Source organism: Streptomyces sp. NPDC048436 (assembly GCF_043200355.1).
GTDB lineage: Bacteria > Actinomycetota > Actinomycetes > Streptomycetales > Streptomycetaceae > Streptomyces.
On sequence record NZ_JBICXP010000004.1, the window covers coordinates 510,750 to 525,093 of the forward strand.

Genomic DNA, 14,344 nt, shown 5'->3' on the forward strand with positions numbered 1-14,344 from the left:
TCCGCGTACGTGGCTCGTGTCCCGCTACTTGTTCAGGCTCGCCCAGAACTCGTCGAAGGAGAGACGCTTGTCCTTGTCGGTGTCCTTCGTGCCGATCACGGCCTCGGCCACCGTCTCGGTGACGTAGAAGTCCCCCATCTTCGCCATGGCCGACTTCCACTCGGCCGCCGTGATGAAGCCGTCGCCGTCCGCGTCGAACTGCTCGAACGTCCTGCGCGCTTCCTCGATGTCCGCCACCGGATCCACCCCTTCTTGGTGCACTACTGACGTGGGTCAGGGTATCGGCCGTCCGGGGGGCGGGATCACAAGGAGTACGCCCATGGCCTCAGCATTCGATGATGTTCACCGCGAGCCCGCCGCGCGCCGTCTCCTTGTACTTCACGCTCATGTCGGCGCCGGTCTCCTTCATGGTCTTGATGACCTTGTCGAGGGACACCTTGTGGCTGCCGTCGCCCCGCATCGCCATCTTCGCCGCAGTCACGGCCTTCACCGCCGCCATGCCGTTGCGCTCGATGCACGGGATCTGGACGAGGCCGCCGACCGGATCGCAGGTCAGGCCGAGGTTGTGCTCCATGCCGATCTCGGCGGCGTTCTCGACCTGCTCGGGGCTGCCGCCGAGCACCTCGGCGAAGGCGCCCGCCGCCATCGAGCAGGCGGAGCCGACCTCGCCCTGGCAGCCGACCTCGGCGCCGGAGATGGAGGCGTTCTCCTTGAAGAGCATGCCGATCGCGCCGGCCGCGAGGAGGAAGCGGACCACGCCGTCCTCCCTTTCCTCCTGGGAGGAGCCCCCGGCCACGAAGTTCATGTAGTAGTGCAGGACCGCCGGGATGATGCCCGCCGCGCCGTTCGTCGGGGCGGTCACGACCCGGCCGCCCGCGGCGTTCTCCTCGTTCACGGCCATCGCGTAGAGCGTGATCCACTCCATGGCGCGCGCCTGCGGATCGCCCTCGGCGCGCAGCTGGCGGGCCGAGTTGGCCGCGCGGCGGCGGACCTTGAGGCCGCCCGGCAGGATGCCCTCGCGGGACATGCCGCGGGACACGCAGGACTGCATCACGCCCCAGATGTCGAGCAGCCCCGAGCGGATCTCCTCCTCGGTGCGCCACGCCTTCTCGTTCTCCAGCATCAGCGCGGAGATGGAGAGGCCGGTCTCCTTGGCGAGGCGCAGCAGCTCGTCACCGGTGCGGAAGGGGTGCTTGAGGACTGTGTCGTCCGGCACGATCGGGTTTTCGCCGGCCACTGCGTCGTCGTCGACGACGAAGCCGCCGCCCACGGAGTAGTACGTCTTCTCCAGGACGAGGGCGCCCTCTTGGTCGTACGCGAAGATCGTCATGCCGTTGGCGTGGTACGGCAGGGCCTTGCGACGGTGCAGGACCAGGTCCTCGTCGAAGTCGAAGGCGATCTCGTGCATGCCGAGGAGGCTGAGGCGGCCGGTGCGCTTGATCTGCTCGATCCGCTCGTCGGCGAACTCGACGTCGACCGAGCGCGGGGACTCGCCCTCCAGGCCGAGAAGGACCGCCTTGGGGGTGCCGTGGCCGTGTCCCGTCGCGCCGAGCGAGCCGTAGAGCTCGGCCCGTATCGCGGTGGTGTGGGCCATCAGGCCCTCGTTCTTGAGGCGGCCGGCGAAGATACGGGCGGCGCGCATAGGCCCCACCGTGTGAGAGCTGGACGGGCCGATGCCGATCGAGAACAGGTCGAAGACCGAGAGGGCCACGAGAAACTCCAATGGTGGTTGGTAGACGCCGTTGTCTGCCGGGGTGGTGCAGAGAACTACGAAAGCGGGGCATGAGCCGGGGCACCGCACTCACTGTCGTCACTGTCCAGTGTGCGCGGTGCCCCGAAGAATCGTACGAAGGAAAGCGTACGAAAATGCTACAGGTTGGGGTACAGCGGGTGCTTCGCTGCCAAGGCCGAGACGCGGGTCTTGAGCGACTCCGCGTCGAAGCCCGGCTTCAGCGCCTCGGCGATGATGTCGGCGACCTCACGGAAGTCGTCATCCTGGAAGCCGCGGGTGGCGAGCGCCGGGGTGCCGATCCGCAGGCCCGAGGTGACCATCGGGGGACGCGGGTCGTTCGGGACCGCGTTGCGGTTGACCGTGATGCCGACCTCGTGGAGACGGTCCTCGGCCTGCTGGCCGTCGAGCTCGGAGTTGCGCAGGTCCACCAGGACCAGGTGCACGTCCGTGCCGCCGGACAGGACGTCCACGCCGACAGCCTTCGCGTCGTCCTGCACCAGGCGCTCGGCCAGGATGCGGGCGCCGTCCAGGGTGCGCTGCTGGCGCTCCTTGAACTCCTCGGAGGCCGCGACCTTGAAGGACACGGCCTTGGCCGCGATCACGTGCTCGAGCGGGCCGCCCTGGAAGCCGGGGAAGACCGCGGAGTTCAGCTTCTTCGCGAACTCCTTGCTGCGGGCCAGGATGATGCCGCCGCGCGGGCCGCCCAGCGTCTTGTGCGTGGTGGAGGTGACCACGTCCGCGAACGGCACCGGGTTCGGGTGCAGACCGGCGGCGACGAGCCCGGCGAAGTGCGCCATGTCGACCCACAGGTACGCGCCGACCTCGTCGGCGATCCGGCGGAACTCGGCGAAGTCCAGCTGACGCGGGTAGGCGGACCAGCCCGCGATGATGACCTTGGGGCTGTTCTCCTTCGCCAGGCGCTCGACCTCGGCCATGTCGACCAGACCGGCCTCGTCCACGTGGTAGGGGACCACGTTGAACTGCTTGCCGGAGAAGTTCAGGCGCATGCCGTGGGTGAGGTGGCCGCCGTGCGCGAGGTCCAGGCCGAGGATCGTGTCGCCGGGCTTGGCGATCGCGAAGAGGGCGGCCTGGTTGGCGGAGGCGCCGGAGTGCGGCTGGACGTTGGCGTACTCGGCGCCGAACAGCTCCTTGACCCGGTCGATCGCGATCTGCTCGGCGACGTCGACGTGCTCACAGCCACCGTAGTAGCGGCGGCCCGGGTAGCCCTCGGCGTACTTGTTGGTGAGGACCGTGCCCTGGGCCTCCATGACGGCGACCGGAGCGAAGTTCTCCGACGCGATCATTTCCAGGGTGGACTGCTGGCGGTGGAGCTCGGCGTCGACGGCGGCGGCGACATCCGGGTCCAGCTCGTGGAGAGGGGTGTTGAGAAGCGACATCGGGGAGATCCTTAGCTGCCGGAGAACTCGGTGTACTCGTCCGCGGAGAGCAGGTCTTTCGGCTCCTCCGTGGTCCGGACCTTGAAGAGCCAACCGCCCTCGAACGGCGCGGAGTTCACCAGCGACGGGTCGTCCACGACGTCCTGGTTGGCCTCGACGACCTCACCGGTCACCGGCGAGTACAGGTCGCTGACCGACTTGGTCGACTCCAGCTCGCCGCAGGTCTCGCCCGCGGTCACCGTGTCGCCGACCTCCGGGAGCTGCACGAAGACGACGTCACCGAGCGCGTTGGCCGCGTGCTCCGTGATGCCGACCGTCGAGACGCCCTCCTGGGCGTCCGACAGCCACTCGTGCTCCTTGCTGTAACGCAGCTGCTGGGGGTTGCTCATGACCTGAATTCTCCTGTACGCGGGGGAGTGCTGATGGACGAGGCGGTTGTGCGGGGTGTCACTTCTGGCGCTTGTAGAACGGCAGCGCCACGACCTCGTACGGCTCGTGCGTGCCGCGGATGTCGACGCCGACCCCCTCGGTACCGGGAGCCGCGTGCGCCGCGTCGACGTACGCCATGGCGATCGGCTTGCCCAGCGTCGGCGAGGGGGCGCCGGAGGTGACCTCGCCGATGACCTCGCCGTCGGCGACCACCGGGAAGCCCGCACGCGGGATGCGCCGGCCCTCGGCGATCAGGCCCACCAGCTTGCGCGGGGGAGCGGTCTCGGCGCGCTCGGCGGCGGCCGCGAGCGCCGCGCGCCCCACGAAGTCATCGGACCGCGAGGTCTTCTCGAACTTCACGACCCGCCCGAGGCCCGCGTCGAAGGGCGTGAGACCGGCGGTCAGCTCGTGCCCGTACAGCGGCATGCCCGCTTCCAGACGGAGCGTGTCGCGGCAGGAGAGCCCGGCCGGGACCAGACCGACGGGCTCGCCCGCCTCCATCAGCGCGTTCCAGAGCTTCTCGGCGTCACCGGGGGCGACGAAGAGCTCGAAGCCGTCCTCGCCGGTGTAGCCGGTGCGGGCGATCAGCGCGGGCACGCCCGCGACCGTGCCGGGCAGGCCCGCGTAGTACTTCAGGCCGTCCAGGTCGGCGTCCGTGAGTGACTTCAGGATGCCGGGGGACTCGGGGCCCTGGACGGCGAGCAGGGCGTACGCGTCGCGGTCGTCGCGGACCTCGGCGTCGAACGCCCCGGAGCGGCCGGTCAGCTCGTCCAGGACCGTCTGGGCATTGGAGGCGTTGGCGACCACCATGTACTCGGTCTCACCGAGGCGGTAGACGATCAGGTCGTCCAGGATCCCGCCGTCCGCGTCACAGATCATCGTGTAGCGGGCGCGGCCGACACCGACGGAGCCGATGTTGCCGACGAGCGAGAAGTTCAGGAAGTCCACGGCCTCGGGTCCTGTGACCGTGATCTCGCCCATGTGGGAGAGGTCGAAGAGACCGGCCTTGGTGCGTACGGCGATGTGCTCGTCGCGCTCGCTGCCGTAGCGCAGCGGCATGTCCCAGCCCGCGAAGTCGGTCATGGTCGCGCCGAGCGCCCGATGCACGGCATCAAGGGCTGTCAGACGGGGGGCGGTACTCATATGTGGAACTCCCAGGGCATGACGGGCGAGGTCGATCCTCCCCATCTGTCATCGGAACCTGAGAGGTTCACCACGACCTGTCCGTACGTCTCGTACAGGAGGCCATGACTTGCACCTTGGGTGGAGCCGCCGGGGCGGCCCGCTTTTCAGATGTGCCTCGCCCGCGCGGTACGGGGCCTGAGAGATTCAAGGGAGGGACTTGCTCCTTCGGCGCCCCGGAACGTCGTACGACGGTCACCGGGAACTCTCCCGCGCGGATTCAAACGGCCTGTATGGAGTTTGCGCGCACATCATTGCACGCGGCTGCGTCACAGGGCAGTGCCAGTCGAGTAATGCCCTTGTGCCGCATTACCTTCTCTTTACACTTGCCGGAGAAGCTGCGGGAAGCAGGTACGTGACCGCTATGGGGAGGCCGATCACGGTGCGCAGGACCAGTGTCTACGCGACCAACACAGGGGTGGCCCTGCCCAAACAGGCCGCCGCCCCCGCCAGGGAGAGCTGCGGCCCCCTGCCCACGGCCATAGTCCGGGACCTCAGGCAGCGGACCGGCCACAGCCCGCACCGGCTGACGTTCGGCGAGGGCGATCTGGTCGTTGTCTCCGGGCTGCCCGGCAGCGGCAAGTCCACGCTGATGCGCAGAGCCGTGACGGGCCCGCGCATCGACTCCCAGGACACCCGCGACCGCTGGGCCCTGCGCATGCCGCGCCTCCTGCCGTACGCGGTCTACCGCCCCCTCGTCCGTCTCGCGCACTACGCGGGCCTGCGCCGCGCCCTGCGCTCCGGTGAGAGCGTCGTCGTGCACGACTGCGGCACCCAGGCCTGGGTGCGCCGCTGGCTGGCCCGCGAGGCCGTGCGGCGCGGCACGACCCTGCATCTGCTCCTTCTCGACGTGCCGCCGGACACCGCCATGGAGGGCCAGGTGGAGCGCGGGCGCGGTGTGTCGCGCTACGCCTTCGCGCGTCACCGCAGGACGGTCGGCCGCCTCGTCGGCGCCGCCGAGCGGGGCGATCTGCCGCGCGGCTGCGGCTCGGCGGTGCTGCTCGACCGGACGGCGGCGGGCGTGCTGCGGGGGATCGGCTTCGAGAACTGACTTGCCCGCCGCGCTAGGGTCGTGCCGCAGGCAGAGCGGGACAGAGCAGGGGTAGGACAGATGGACTTTCCGGCGCAGGCGCACGCCCATCCCTACGGAGGATGGCCGGGCAACGAACTCGAAGAGGTGCTCGCGGCATCCCTGGGCACACCCGGTGCGCCTCAGGCGTCCGCGGGGGCCCGCATCGTCGAGGTGCTCGGCCGCAGCCACCTCTGGATCCCGCTGCCGAACGGCGGCACCCCGGACAGCGGCACCCTCGACCTGCCCACGCTGGAGATCGACGGCCAGGCGTACGTCCCCGTCTTCAGCTCCGAGCAGCAGTTCCAGCAGGCCACCGGCGGCCGCATGGACCGCACGGTGGCACCCGCCGTGGAGTTCGCGCGCGGCCTGCCCCCGCAGCTCGGCATCGCGGTCAATCCGGACGGCACGGTCGGCGTACCGCTGCCGCCGCCCGCCGTCGCCGAGCTCTGCCGGGCCGGACGCACCCCGCTCGACGGTCCCGCGAGCGGCGGCCGGGTCCGCCTCTACGAACCGGACTGGCAGCACGACCCGGTGGACTTCCTGTCCGCCGCGGCCCGTGAGTTCGAGGCCACGGGGGTCGTCCTGAGCGCCCGCCGCTGCCTGGCGAGCGTCGAGAACGACGAGCCGACCCTGTTCATCGGCGTCGAACTGACCTCCTGGGAGGGCAACGCGCGCGAGCTGCCGATGGAGGCCGTGGGCCGTGCGCTCGGCCACGCCCCGGTGGCCTGGCCGGTGAACCTGGTGCTGCTCGATGTCGCCCAGGACCCGGTCGGCGACTGGATGCGCGAGCGGGTCCGGCCCTTCTTCGGACAGAGCCCGGGCCGCGAGCACGGCCATGTGTAAGGACATGCGCGGGTACGTGTGTGAGGGTGCCGTACGTCAAGTCGGTGTCAGGATCGCCGCTTAAGCTGGTTTCATGAGCCGGAGTTCCACCGGGTCAGCGGGTCATCGCGAAGGGGCGGTTAAGGGTGAGTGCGTCGGGCACGGCTGCGGCCGGGCAGGTCGAGCACATGCTGCGCCAGGTGACGCCGGGGCGCTACGACGCCTATGAGGCGCTCCTGCGGGCGCTCGCCGCCGACCAGGTGTGGATGCTGCTCTGGCACGGCCAGGCCGGATCCCCCGACGCCCAGTACGGCAACATGGAGGTCGAGGGCCTCGGCTACGCGCCGTGCGTGACCTCCGCCCAGGAGCTCTCCGCCAGTGGCTGGAACCGCTCGTACGAAGTGGTCGCCGGACAGGACATCTCCCGCACCCTCTACCCCGACCACTACGGCCTCTGGCTCAACCCGCACGCGCCCGGCGGAGGCGTCGGCATCCCCTGGCTCGACCTGCGGCGCATCGCGTCGGGCCTCGACCTGATGCCCGCGGGACCGCTGCGGCTCACCGAGCCCGCCATCGAGATCCCGCAGTTCTACGCCCTGCTCACGCAGAACGCGCACCGCACCCCCGCGGTCCGGGCGCTGCGCCGCGCCTGGGTGCAGCCGGCGCTCGGTGCCCCGTATCTGGCCATCGGACTCGATGTGTACGACACGTCACCGCCCTCGGTCGACGCGGTGCGCACGATGATGCAGCAGTCGATCGCCGCCGTCCCCGAGGGCCTCCCGGTGTCGACGGTCGCCATGTCCGACGCGTACGACCCGGTGGCCATGTGGCTGCGCGGCAACGCCCGCCCGTTCTACGACCGCGAAGCCCAGCCGGCCCCGGCGCCCGCGGGCGGATACGGCTACCCCGCGCAGTACTGAGCGGCTCCGAAGCGCCCCGGAGCGGCTCCGAAGCGGTCGTGAACCGGCCGCCGCGGCTCGTATACCTGCCCTGACGGCCACGATGTCCGTTCTGATGGTGGAGGGGTCCTATGGGCTCCCGTGACACCTTGCACCCCAACTGCCCCGTGTTCGCCCCTCGTTCACCCGCGTCCGGATAACGGAACACCTCGATCAGCATCACGGTTGCGCATCCATTCCCCGTCAAGTCTGGTAACAGATCGCGACCCCGATGAAGACTCCCGCACCAGGGGCGCTTCGCCCCTGTGTACGACGGACTGATCACATCGCTACAGCGACAAGTGCGGGCCGGTCACCACCGGTTGAGAGGGGTCCCTGCCACGATGACGGCACCATTGCATGACACACCTGCGGACGCGGACCCGACAGCGGACGTCGCTCCCGCAGTTGATGCAGGGGTGAAGAAGGTCGAGGGGCGGTCCCTCAAGCAGATCGCCTGGAACCGCCTGAAGCGGGACAAGGTCGCCCTGGCCGGCGGCATCACCGTGATCGTCCTGGTCCTGGTCGCCGTCTTCGCGCCCCTGATCGTCTCCCTGCTCGGCCACCCGCCCAACGAGTTCCACCAGGACGAGTTGGAGGACCTGACGAACCTGCCCAAGGGCGCGTTCGGCGGCGTCAGCGGCGACTTCCTCTTCGGAGTCGAGCCCAACAAGGGCCGCGACGTCTTCAGCCGCATCGTCTACGGCGCCAGGATCTCGCTCCTCGTGGCGTTCCTCGCAGCCGTGGTCGCCGTGGTGCTCGGCACCTTCTTCGGCATCATCGCCGGTTACTTCGGCGGCTGGATCGACGCACTGATCAGCCGGGTCATGGACGTGCTGCTCGCCTTCCCGCAGCTGCTCTTCGTGATCTCCCTGGTCTCGGTCCTGCCCGACGATCTGCTCGGGCTCACCGGCAGCGGCGTACGCATCGCCGTACTGATCCTGGTGATCGGTTTCTTCGGCTGGCCCTACGTCGGGCGCATCGTCAGAGGCCAGACCCTCAGCTTGCGCGAACGTGAGTACGTCGAAGCGGCCCGCAGCCTCGGTGGCGGTCAGCGGCACATCCTCTTCCGTGAGTTGCTGCCGAACCTGGTCGCTCCGATCACCGTGTACGCGACGCTCATGATCCCCACCAACATCCTCACCGAAGCGGCCCTCAGCTTCCTCGGCGCAGGTGTACGCCCGCCGACGGCCTCCTGGGGCGGCATGCTCCGGGACGCGCTCGCGACGTACGAGCACGATCCGATGTTCATGGTCTTCCCCGGCCTGGCGATCTTCGTGACCGTGCTTGCCTTCAACCTCTTCGGTGACGGGCTGCGCGACGCCCTGGACCCCAAGGGAACTCGGTAAACAGCTCCAACTGACTTGCCCCTGCCGCAGCGTCAGGTGGCTCTTCCCATGGTCCTTGAGGCAGTCAAAAGCCAAGGACCGCGAATCTCGGAGGATGCGAGAAATGCCCACAGGTTCCTCTAAACGACGGTTGACCGCCGGTGCGGCCCTCGTCGTGGCGGCGCTGGTGACCACCACGGCGTGCGGCGGCGGCAGCGACGACGACGACAGCAAGGGCCCCGGCTACAACGCGGGCATCGGCAAGGTCGCCAACGCGTCGACGAAGAAGGGCGGCACGCTCAAGTTCATCGCGAAGCAGGACCTTGACTCCGCCGACCCGCAGCGCGCGTACTACGGCATGACGTGGGACTTCATGCGGTACTACACCCGCACGCTGGTCACGTACGACACCAAGCCGGGTGCCGCGTCCAACAAGCTCGTCCCCGACCTCGCCGAGTCCACGGCGAAGATCAGCGACGACGGCAAGACCTACACGTACAAGCTGCGTGATGGTCTGACGTGGGAGGACGGCTCCAAGCTGACCTCCAAGGACATCAAGTACGGCATCGAGCGCATCTGGGCGACCAAGGTCATCACCGGTGGTCCCTCGTACCTGAAGACCACGCTCGACCCCAAGGGCGAGTACAAGGGTCCCTACGACGACAAGTCGAAGGACAAGCTGGGCCTGAAGGCGGTCGAGACGCCGGACGACAACACCATCGTCTTCAAGCTGCCCAAGAAGAACGGCGACTTCGAGCAGATGCTCGCGATGCCGTCGGGCACCCCGGTCAAGCAGTCCGAGGACACCGGCGCCAAGTACACCCAGCGCCCCTTCTCCTCCGGTCCGTACAAGTTCCAGAACTACAGCGCGGGCAAGAGCATCACCCTGGTGCGCAACCCGAACTGGAAGAAGTCGTCGGACCCGGTCCGTCCCGCCCTGCCGGACAAGATCTCGGTCACCATCTCGGCGAACCTCGAAGAGAACGACAAGCGCCTGATGGAAGGCGACTACGACATCGACATGAATGGCACCGGCATGACCCAGTCGGGTCGTACCACCGCCATTCAGGACCACAAGGGCAACGTCGACAACATGGCGACGGACTTCGTCCGTTACGTCGCCCTGGTGACCAAGACGAAGCCGTTCGACAACGTGGCCTGCCGCAAGGCCGTCTTCTACGCCACGGACTTCGCGAGCCTGCAGAAGACCCGTGGTGGCCCGATCGCCGCCGGTGACATCGCCACCAACGTCTTCCCGAAGTCGATCAAGGGCAACGACGACTACGACCCGTACGGCATCCTGAAGCGCAAGGGCAAGCCGGACGTCGCCAAGGCCAAGGAACAGCTCAAGGAGTGCGGCAAGCCGGGCGGCTTCTCGACGAAGCTCTCGGCCCGCACCAACCAGCCGGGCGAGGTGGACGCCGCCACGGCGCTCCAGGAGCAGCTGAAGAAGGTCAACATCAACGCCGAGGTCGACCAGATCGATGGCGCCGACTCCTCCAGCATCACCGGCTCTCCCTCGGTGGTGAAGAAGCGCGGCATCGGCATGACGATGGCGGGCTGGGGTCCGGACTTCCCGACCGGTCAGGGCTACGCGCAGCCGCTGTTCGACAGCCGCTTCATCGCGGAGAACGGCAACTACAACGAGTCGCAGATCGACGAGCCGAAGATCGACAAGTACTTCGACGACGCGATCGCCGAGGTCGACCCGACCAAGGCCGGTGAGATCTACACCGATCTGGCGCACGAGATCGTGGACAAGGCGTACTGGATGCCCTTCCTCTACGAGAAGAACATCACCTGGCGCGGACCGCGGGCGACCAACGTCTACTCCTCCGCCGCCTACAGCGGCCGTTACGACTACGTCTCGCTCGGTGTGACCGACAAGAAGTAGTCCTGCCGCAAGGCAGTCCCACCGCCGAATCCCGCCAGTCCGAAGGGCAGGTGATGGCCTCGGGCGGTGGCCGGGACCCCTCACGAGGGGGTCCCGGCCACCGCCGGGCCGCGCACAGTGCTTGCTTATCTCATCCGGCGCCTGATCGCCGTTGTCGTCATGGTGCTGGTCGTACTGCTCGCGACCTTCACCGTCTTCTACATGCTGCCCAAATGGGCGGGACAGGACATCGCCGTCCTCTTCGCCGGGAAGTCGTCCGGTGCCGAGCAGCTCGCGGGCATCCGGATCAAACTGGGTCTCGACGACCCGCTGCTCGTCCAGTTCTGGGAGTTCGTCAAGGGCATCCCGATGGGCCGTGACTACGCCAACGGGGCCGACGTCACCCACTGCCCGGCCCCCTGCTTCGGATACTCCTTCCGTACCGAGGCACCGGTCTGGGAGACCCTCAAGGACGCCCTGCCCGTCACCGCCGCGCTCGCCGCCGGCGCCTGTGTGCTGTGGCTGATCGCCGGTGTCGCCACCGGTGTGCTCTCCGCGCTCAAGCGGGGCACCATCTGGGACCGCTCCGCGATGATCACCGCCCTCGGCGGCGTCTCGCTGCCGGTCTTCTTCACCGGCATGATCGCGATGGGGCTCTTCGTCCACACGCTTGGCTGGGTGAAGATCGAGGACACCCTCACCACGGACGATCCGATCAACATCTGGATCGAGACGCTGATCTTGCCGTGGATCGTGCTCGCGTTCCTCAACGCCGCGATGTACGCCCGGCTCACCCGCGCCACCATGCTGGAGGTGCTCGGCGAGGACTACATCCGCACCGCGCGCGCCAAGGGGCTCGGCGAGGCCACCGTCATCAGACGGCACGCGCTGCGCTCAGCCATGACGCCGATCCTCACGGTCTTCGGCCTCGACCTGGGCGTGCTCATGGGCGGCGCCGTCCTCACCGAATCCACCTTCAACCTGCCGGGACTGGGCCTGGAGGCGGTCAAGGCCATCAGCAACAAGGACCTGCCGGTGATCCTCGGCGTCACCTTGTGCGCGTCGCTCGCGATCGCCCTCGCCAACCTCGTCGTCGACCTTCTGTACGCCGTCATCGACCCGCGAGTGAGGCTGGGATGACCGAACTGCACAAGACCGGAGCGGCGGTCGGAGAGCCCACCGACGTCACAGCCGACTCGGTCGCTCCCACCGCCTTCCTCGAAGTCCGTGACCTCAAGGTGCACTTCCCGACGGACGACGGCATCGTCAAGTCCGTCGACGGGCTCAGCTTCCAGCTGGAGAAGGGCAAGACCCTCGGCATCGTCGGCGAGTCCGGCTCCGGCAAGTCGGTCACCTCGCTCGGCATCCTCGGCCTGCACACCGCGGGGCAGTACGGCAGCCGCAAGCCGCGGCTCTCCGGCGAGATCTGGCTGAACGGCACCGAGCTGCTGAGCGCGGACCCCAACGCCGTACGCAAGCTGCGTGGCCGCGACATGGCGATGATCTTCCAGGACCCGCTGTCGGCGCTGCACCCGTACTACTCCATCGGCAAGCAGATCATGGAGGCGTACCGGGTCCACAACGACGTGGACAAGAAGGCCGCCCGCAAGCGCGCCATCGAGATGCTCGACCGGGTGGGCATCCCCCAGCCGGACAAGCGGGTCGACAGCTACCCGCACGAGTTCTCGGGCGGTATGCGCCAGCGCGCGATGATCGCGATGGCCCTGGTGAACAACCCCGAACTGCTCATCGCGGACGAGCCGACGACCGCCCTTGACGTCACCGTCCAGGCGCAGATCCTCGACCTCATCCGGGATCTGCAGAAGGAGTTCGGCTCCGCGGTCATCATGATCACGCACGACCTGGGCGTGGTCGCCGAGATGGCGGACGAGCTGCTCGTGATGTACGGCGGGCGCTGCGTCGAGCGCGGCACCGCCGAGAAGGTCTTCTACGAGCCCCAGCACCCCTATACCTGGGGCCTGTTGGGGTCGATGCCGCGCATCGACCGCGAGGAGACCGACCGGCTCATCCCGGTCAAGGGCTCCCCGCCCAGCCTGATCAACCTCCCCTCGGGCTGCGCCTTCAACCCGCGCTGCCCCTACGCCGACATCCCCAAGGACCAGATCACCCGCCGCGAGCGTCCCGACCTGCACGAGGTCGCCTCGGGTCACTTCACCGCCTGCCACATGTCGCAGGACGAGCGCACCCGGATCTGGACCGAAGAGATTGCGCCGAAGCTGTGAACGACGACGTGAAGGGCCAGGAGATGACGATCCCGGCGCAGCCGAAGAGCTCACCCGAGCCGCTGCTCAAGGTCGACGGCCTGGTGAAGCACTTCCCCATCAAGAAGGGGCTGCTCCAGCGCCAGGTGGCGGCGGTGCAGGCCGTCGACGGCCTCAGCTTCGACGTACGCCCCGGTGAGACGCTCGGCGTCGTGGGCGAGTCGGGCTGCGGCAAGTCGACGATGGGCCGTCTGATCACCCGGCTGCTCGAACCGACCGCGGGTCGCGTCGAGTTCGAGGGTGTGGACATCACGCACCTGAGTGTCGGCAAGATGCGGCCGCTGCGCCGCGACGTGCAGATGATCTTCCAGGACCCGTACTCGTCGCTGAACCCCCGGCACACCATCGGCACGATCGTCGGGGCGCCGTTCAAGCTCCAGGGCGTCAAGCCCGAGGGCGGTCTGCGCAAGCACGTGCAGGAGATGCTGGAGCGGGTGGGGCTCAGCCCCGAGCACTACAACCGCTACCCGCACGAGTTCTCCGGTGGTCAGCGCCAGCGCATCGGCATCGCGCGTGCGCTTGCCCTGCGGCCCAAGCTGGTCGTGGCCGACGAGCCCGTCTCCGCCCTGGACGTCTCCATCCAGGCCCAGGTGGTCAACCTCCTGGACGACCTCCAGGACGAGCTCGGTCTCACGTACGTGATCATCGCGCACGACCTCTCGGTCATCCGGCACGTGTCGGACCGCATCGCGGTGATGTACCTCGGCAAGATCGTGGAGCTGGCGGACCGCAAGGACCTCTACTCCACGCCGATGCACCCGTACACCAAGGCGCTCCTGTCCGCGGTGCCGGTGCCGGACCCCAAGCGGCGCGGCACCAAGAGCGAGCGCATCCTGCTCAAGGGCGACGTGCCGTCCCCGATCGACCCGCCGACCGGCTGCCGTTTCCACACGCGCTGCTGGAAGGCGACGGAGCTCTGCGCGAAGACGGAGCCGCCGCTGCTCACCCTCGCCACGGGCCACCAGGTGGCCTGCCACCACCCGGAGAACGCCGACGACCAGGCGCCGGGCGACACCACGCTGCTGCAGGTCGCCAAGGAGGCGATCGAGGTCGTGACGGTGGTGAGCAAGGCGGAGGAGACGGCTGCGGAGGAAGCGGCGGAGGAAGCGGCGGAGGAGTCCGCACCGGCGGTTTCCAAGGCTGCTTCCAAGGGCGCTCCGGAAGCGGAGGCAAAGGGTCAGGAGTCAACTGACCTGTAGCGCCTGATGACTTGGCAAAAATCAGACGCCAAGTCATGTACACGCCCATACGGGAGAGTGCAGAGTCTGCGTGTCCGTCTCATTCGGAAC

13 protein-coding genes and 1 riboswitch are annotated in these 14,344 nt (G+C 68.3%); of the genes, 8 read left to right on the top strand and 5 right to left on the bottom strand.

The features are described from left to right. Positions 1-24 precede the first annotated feature (24 nt). The 5 genes from ACGFX9_RS17160 to gcvT all read right to left on the bottom strand — a co-directional run bounded on the left by ACGFX9_RS17160 (position 25) and on the right by gcvT (position 4,701). A complete protein-coding gene (locus ACGFX9_RS17160) occupies positions 25-237 on the bottom strand; it encodes an EF-hand domain-containing protein (protein ID WP_371527050.1) in 213 nt (70 codons plus the stop codon). 88 nt (positions 238-325) lie between these two features. Continuing rightward, the gene (locus ACGFX9_RS17165; protein ID WP_393472490.1) at positions 326-1,711 is read right to left on the bottom strand and encodes an L-serine ammonia-lyase; all 1,386 of its coding nucleotides are present in this window, start codon (positions 1,709-1,711) and stop codon (positions 326-328) included. Between the two features lie 158 nt (positions 1,712-1,869). Next, positions 1,870-3,129 (bottom strand): serine hydroxymethyltransferase, encoded by a 1,260-nt coding sequence (gene glyA / locus ACGFX9_RS17170; protein ID WP_393471789.1) that lies wholly within the window; start codon positions 3,127-3,129, stop codon positions 1,870-1,872. A gap of 11 nt (positions 3,130-3,140) precedes the next feature. Beyond that, entirely contained in the window at positions 3,141-3,518 is a 378-nt protein-coding gene (gene gcvH, locus ACGFX9_RS17175; RefSeq protein WP_127909572.1) for a glycine cleavage system protein GcvH, read from the bottom strand. A 58-nt stretch (positions 3,519-3,576) separates the two neighbouring features. Then, positions 3,577-4,701, bottom strand: a complete 1,125-nt coding sequence (gene gcvT / locus ACGFX9_RS17180; protein WP_393471792.1) for a glycine cleavage system aminomethyltransferase GcvT — start codon at positions 4,699-4,701, stop codon at positions 3,577-3,579. A 156-nt stretch (positions 4,702-4,857) separates the two neighbouring features. Continuing rightward, a riboswitch (glycine riboswitch) is annotated at positions 4,858-4,963 on the bottom strand. A 153-nt stretch (positions 4,964-5,116) separates the two neighbouring features. On the opposite strand from gcvT, the gene ACGFX9_RS17185 reads away from it, so the two are divergent. The 8 genes from ACGFX9_RS17185 (at position 5,117) to ACGFX9_RS17220 (ending at position 14,254) form a co-directional block, all read left to right on the top strand. Continuing rightward, positions 5,117-5,791 carry an AAA family ATPase gene (locus ACGFX9_RS17185; protein WP_393472493.1) on the top strand — a complete coding sequence of 225 codons (675 nt, stop codon included), beginning with the start codon at positions 5,117-5,119 and terminating at the stop codon, positions 5,789-5,791. A 60-nt stretch (positions 5,792-5,851) separates the two neighbouring features. After that, the gene (locus tag ACGFX9_RS17190; RefSeq protein ID WP_393471795.1) at positions 5,852-6,655 is read left to right on the top strand and encodes an enhanced serine sensitivity protein SseB; all 804 of its coding nucleotides are present in this window, start codon (positions 5,852-5,854) and stop codon (positions 6,653-6,655) included. Positions 6,656-6,780: 125 nt separating this feature from the next. Next, positions 6,781-7,554 carry an enhanced serine sensitivity protein SseB C-terminal domain-containing protein gene (locus ACGFX9_RS17195; RefSeq protein WP_393471797.1) on the top strand — a complete coding sequence of 258 codons (774 nt, stop codon included), beginning with the start codon at positions 6,781-6,783 and terminating at the stop codon, positions 7,552-7,554. 362 nt (positions 7,555-7,916) lie between these two features. Next, positions 7,917-8,921 (top strand): ABC transporter permease, encoded by a 1,005-nt coding sequence (locus ACGFX9_RS17200; protein WP_393471800.1) that lies wholly within the window; start codon positions 7,917-7,919, stop codon positions 8,919-8,921. Positions 8,922-9,024: 103 nt separating this feature from the next. Beyond that, positions 9,025-10,794, top strand: coding sequence for an ABC transporter substrate-binding protein (locus ACGFX9_RS17205; RefSeq protein ID WP_393471803.1), 1,770 nt, complete (start codon positions 9,025-9,027; stop codon positions 10,792-10,794). Positions 10,795-10,911: 117 nt separating this feature from the next. Further along, entirely contained in the window at positions 10,912-11,913 is a 1,002-nt protein-coding gene (locus ACGFX9_RS17210) for an ABC transporter permease (protein WP_393472496.1), read from the top strand. Then, the gene (locus ACGFX9_RS17215) at positions 11,910-13,016 is read left to right on the top strand and encodes an ABC transporter ATP-binding protein (RefSeq protein WP_393471807.1); all 1,107 of its coding nucleotides are present in this window, start codon (positions 11,910-11,912) and stop codon (positions 13,014-13,016) included. Before ACGFX9_RS17210 ends, ACGFX9_RS17215 begins: the two co-directional genes overlap by 4 nt. Before the next feature lie 23 nt (positions 13,017-13,039). Next, positions 13,040-14,254: an ABC transporter ATP-binding protein gene (locus ACGFX9_RS17220; protein WP_393472499.1), complete on the top strand. Its 1,215-nt coding sequence runs from the start codon at positions 13,040-13,042 to the stop codon at positions 14,252-14,254. The last annotated feature ends 90 nt before the right edge of the window (positions 14,255-14,344 follow it).

Bases quoted from the DNA above. Each gene is read 5' to 3' on its own strand.
- glyA (WP_393471789.1), bottom strand. From the start codon at position 3,129: ATGTCGCTTCTCAACACCCCTCTCCACGAGCTGGACCCGGATGTCGCC.
- gcvH (WP_127909572.1), bottom strand. From the start codon at position 3,518: ATGAGCAACCCCCAGCAGCTGCGTTACAGCAAGGAGCACGAGTGGCTG.
- gcvT (WP_393471792.1), bottom strand. From the start codon at position 4,701: ATGAGTACCGCCCCCCGTCTGACAGCCCTTGATGCCGTGCATCGGGCG.
- ACGFX9_RS17190 (WP_393471795.1), top strand. From the start codon at position 5,852: ATGGACTTTCCGGCGCAGGCGCACGCCCATCCCTACGGAGGATGGCCG.
- ACGFX9_RS17200 (WP_393471800.1), top strand. From the start codon at position 7,917: ATGACGGCACCATTGCATGACACACCTGCGGACGCGGACCCGACAGCG.
- ACGFX9_RS17205 (WP_393471803.1), top strand. From the start codon at position 9,025: ATGCCCACAGGTTCCTCTAAACGACGGTTGACCGCCGGTGCGGCCCTC.
- ACGFX9_RS17215 (WP_393471807.1), top strand. From the start codon at position 11,910: ATGACCGAACTGCACAAGACCGGAGCGGCGGTCGGAGAGCCCACCGAC.
- ACGFX9_RS17220 (WP_393472499.1), top strand. From the start codon at position 13,040: ATGACGATCCCGGCGCAGCCGAAGAGCTCACCCGAGCCGCTGCTCAAG.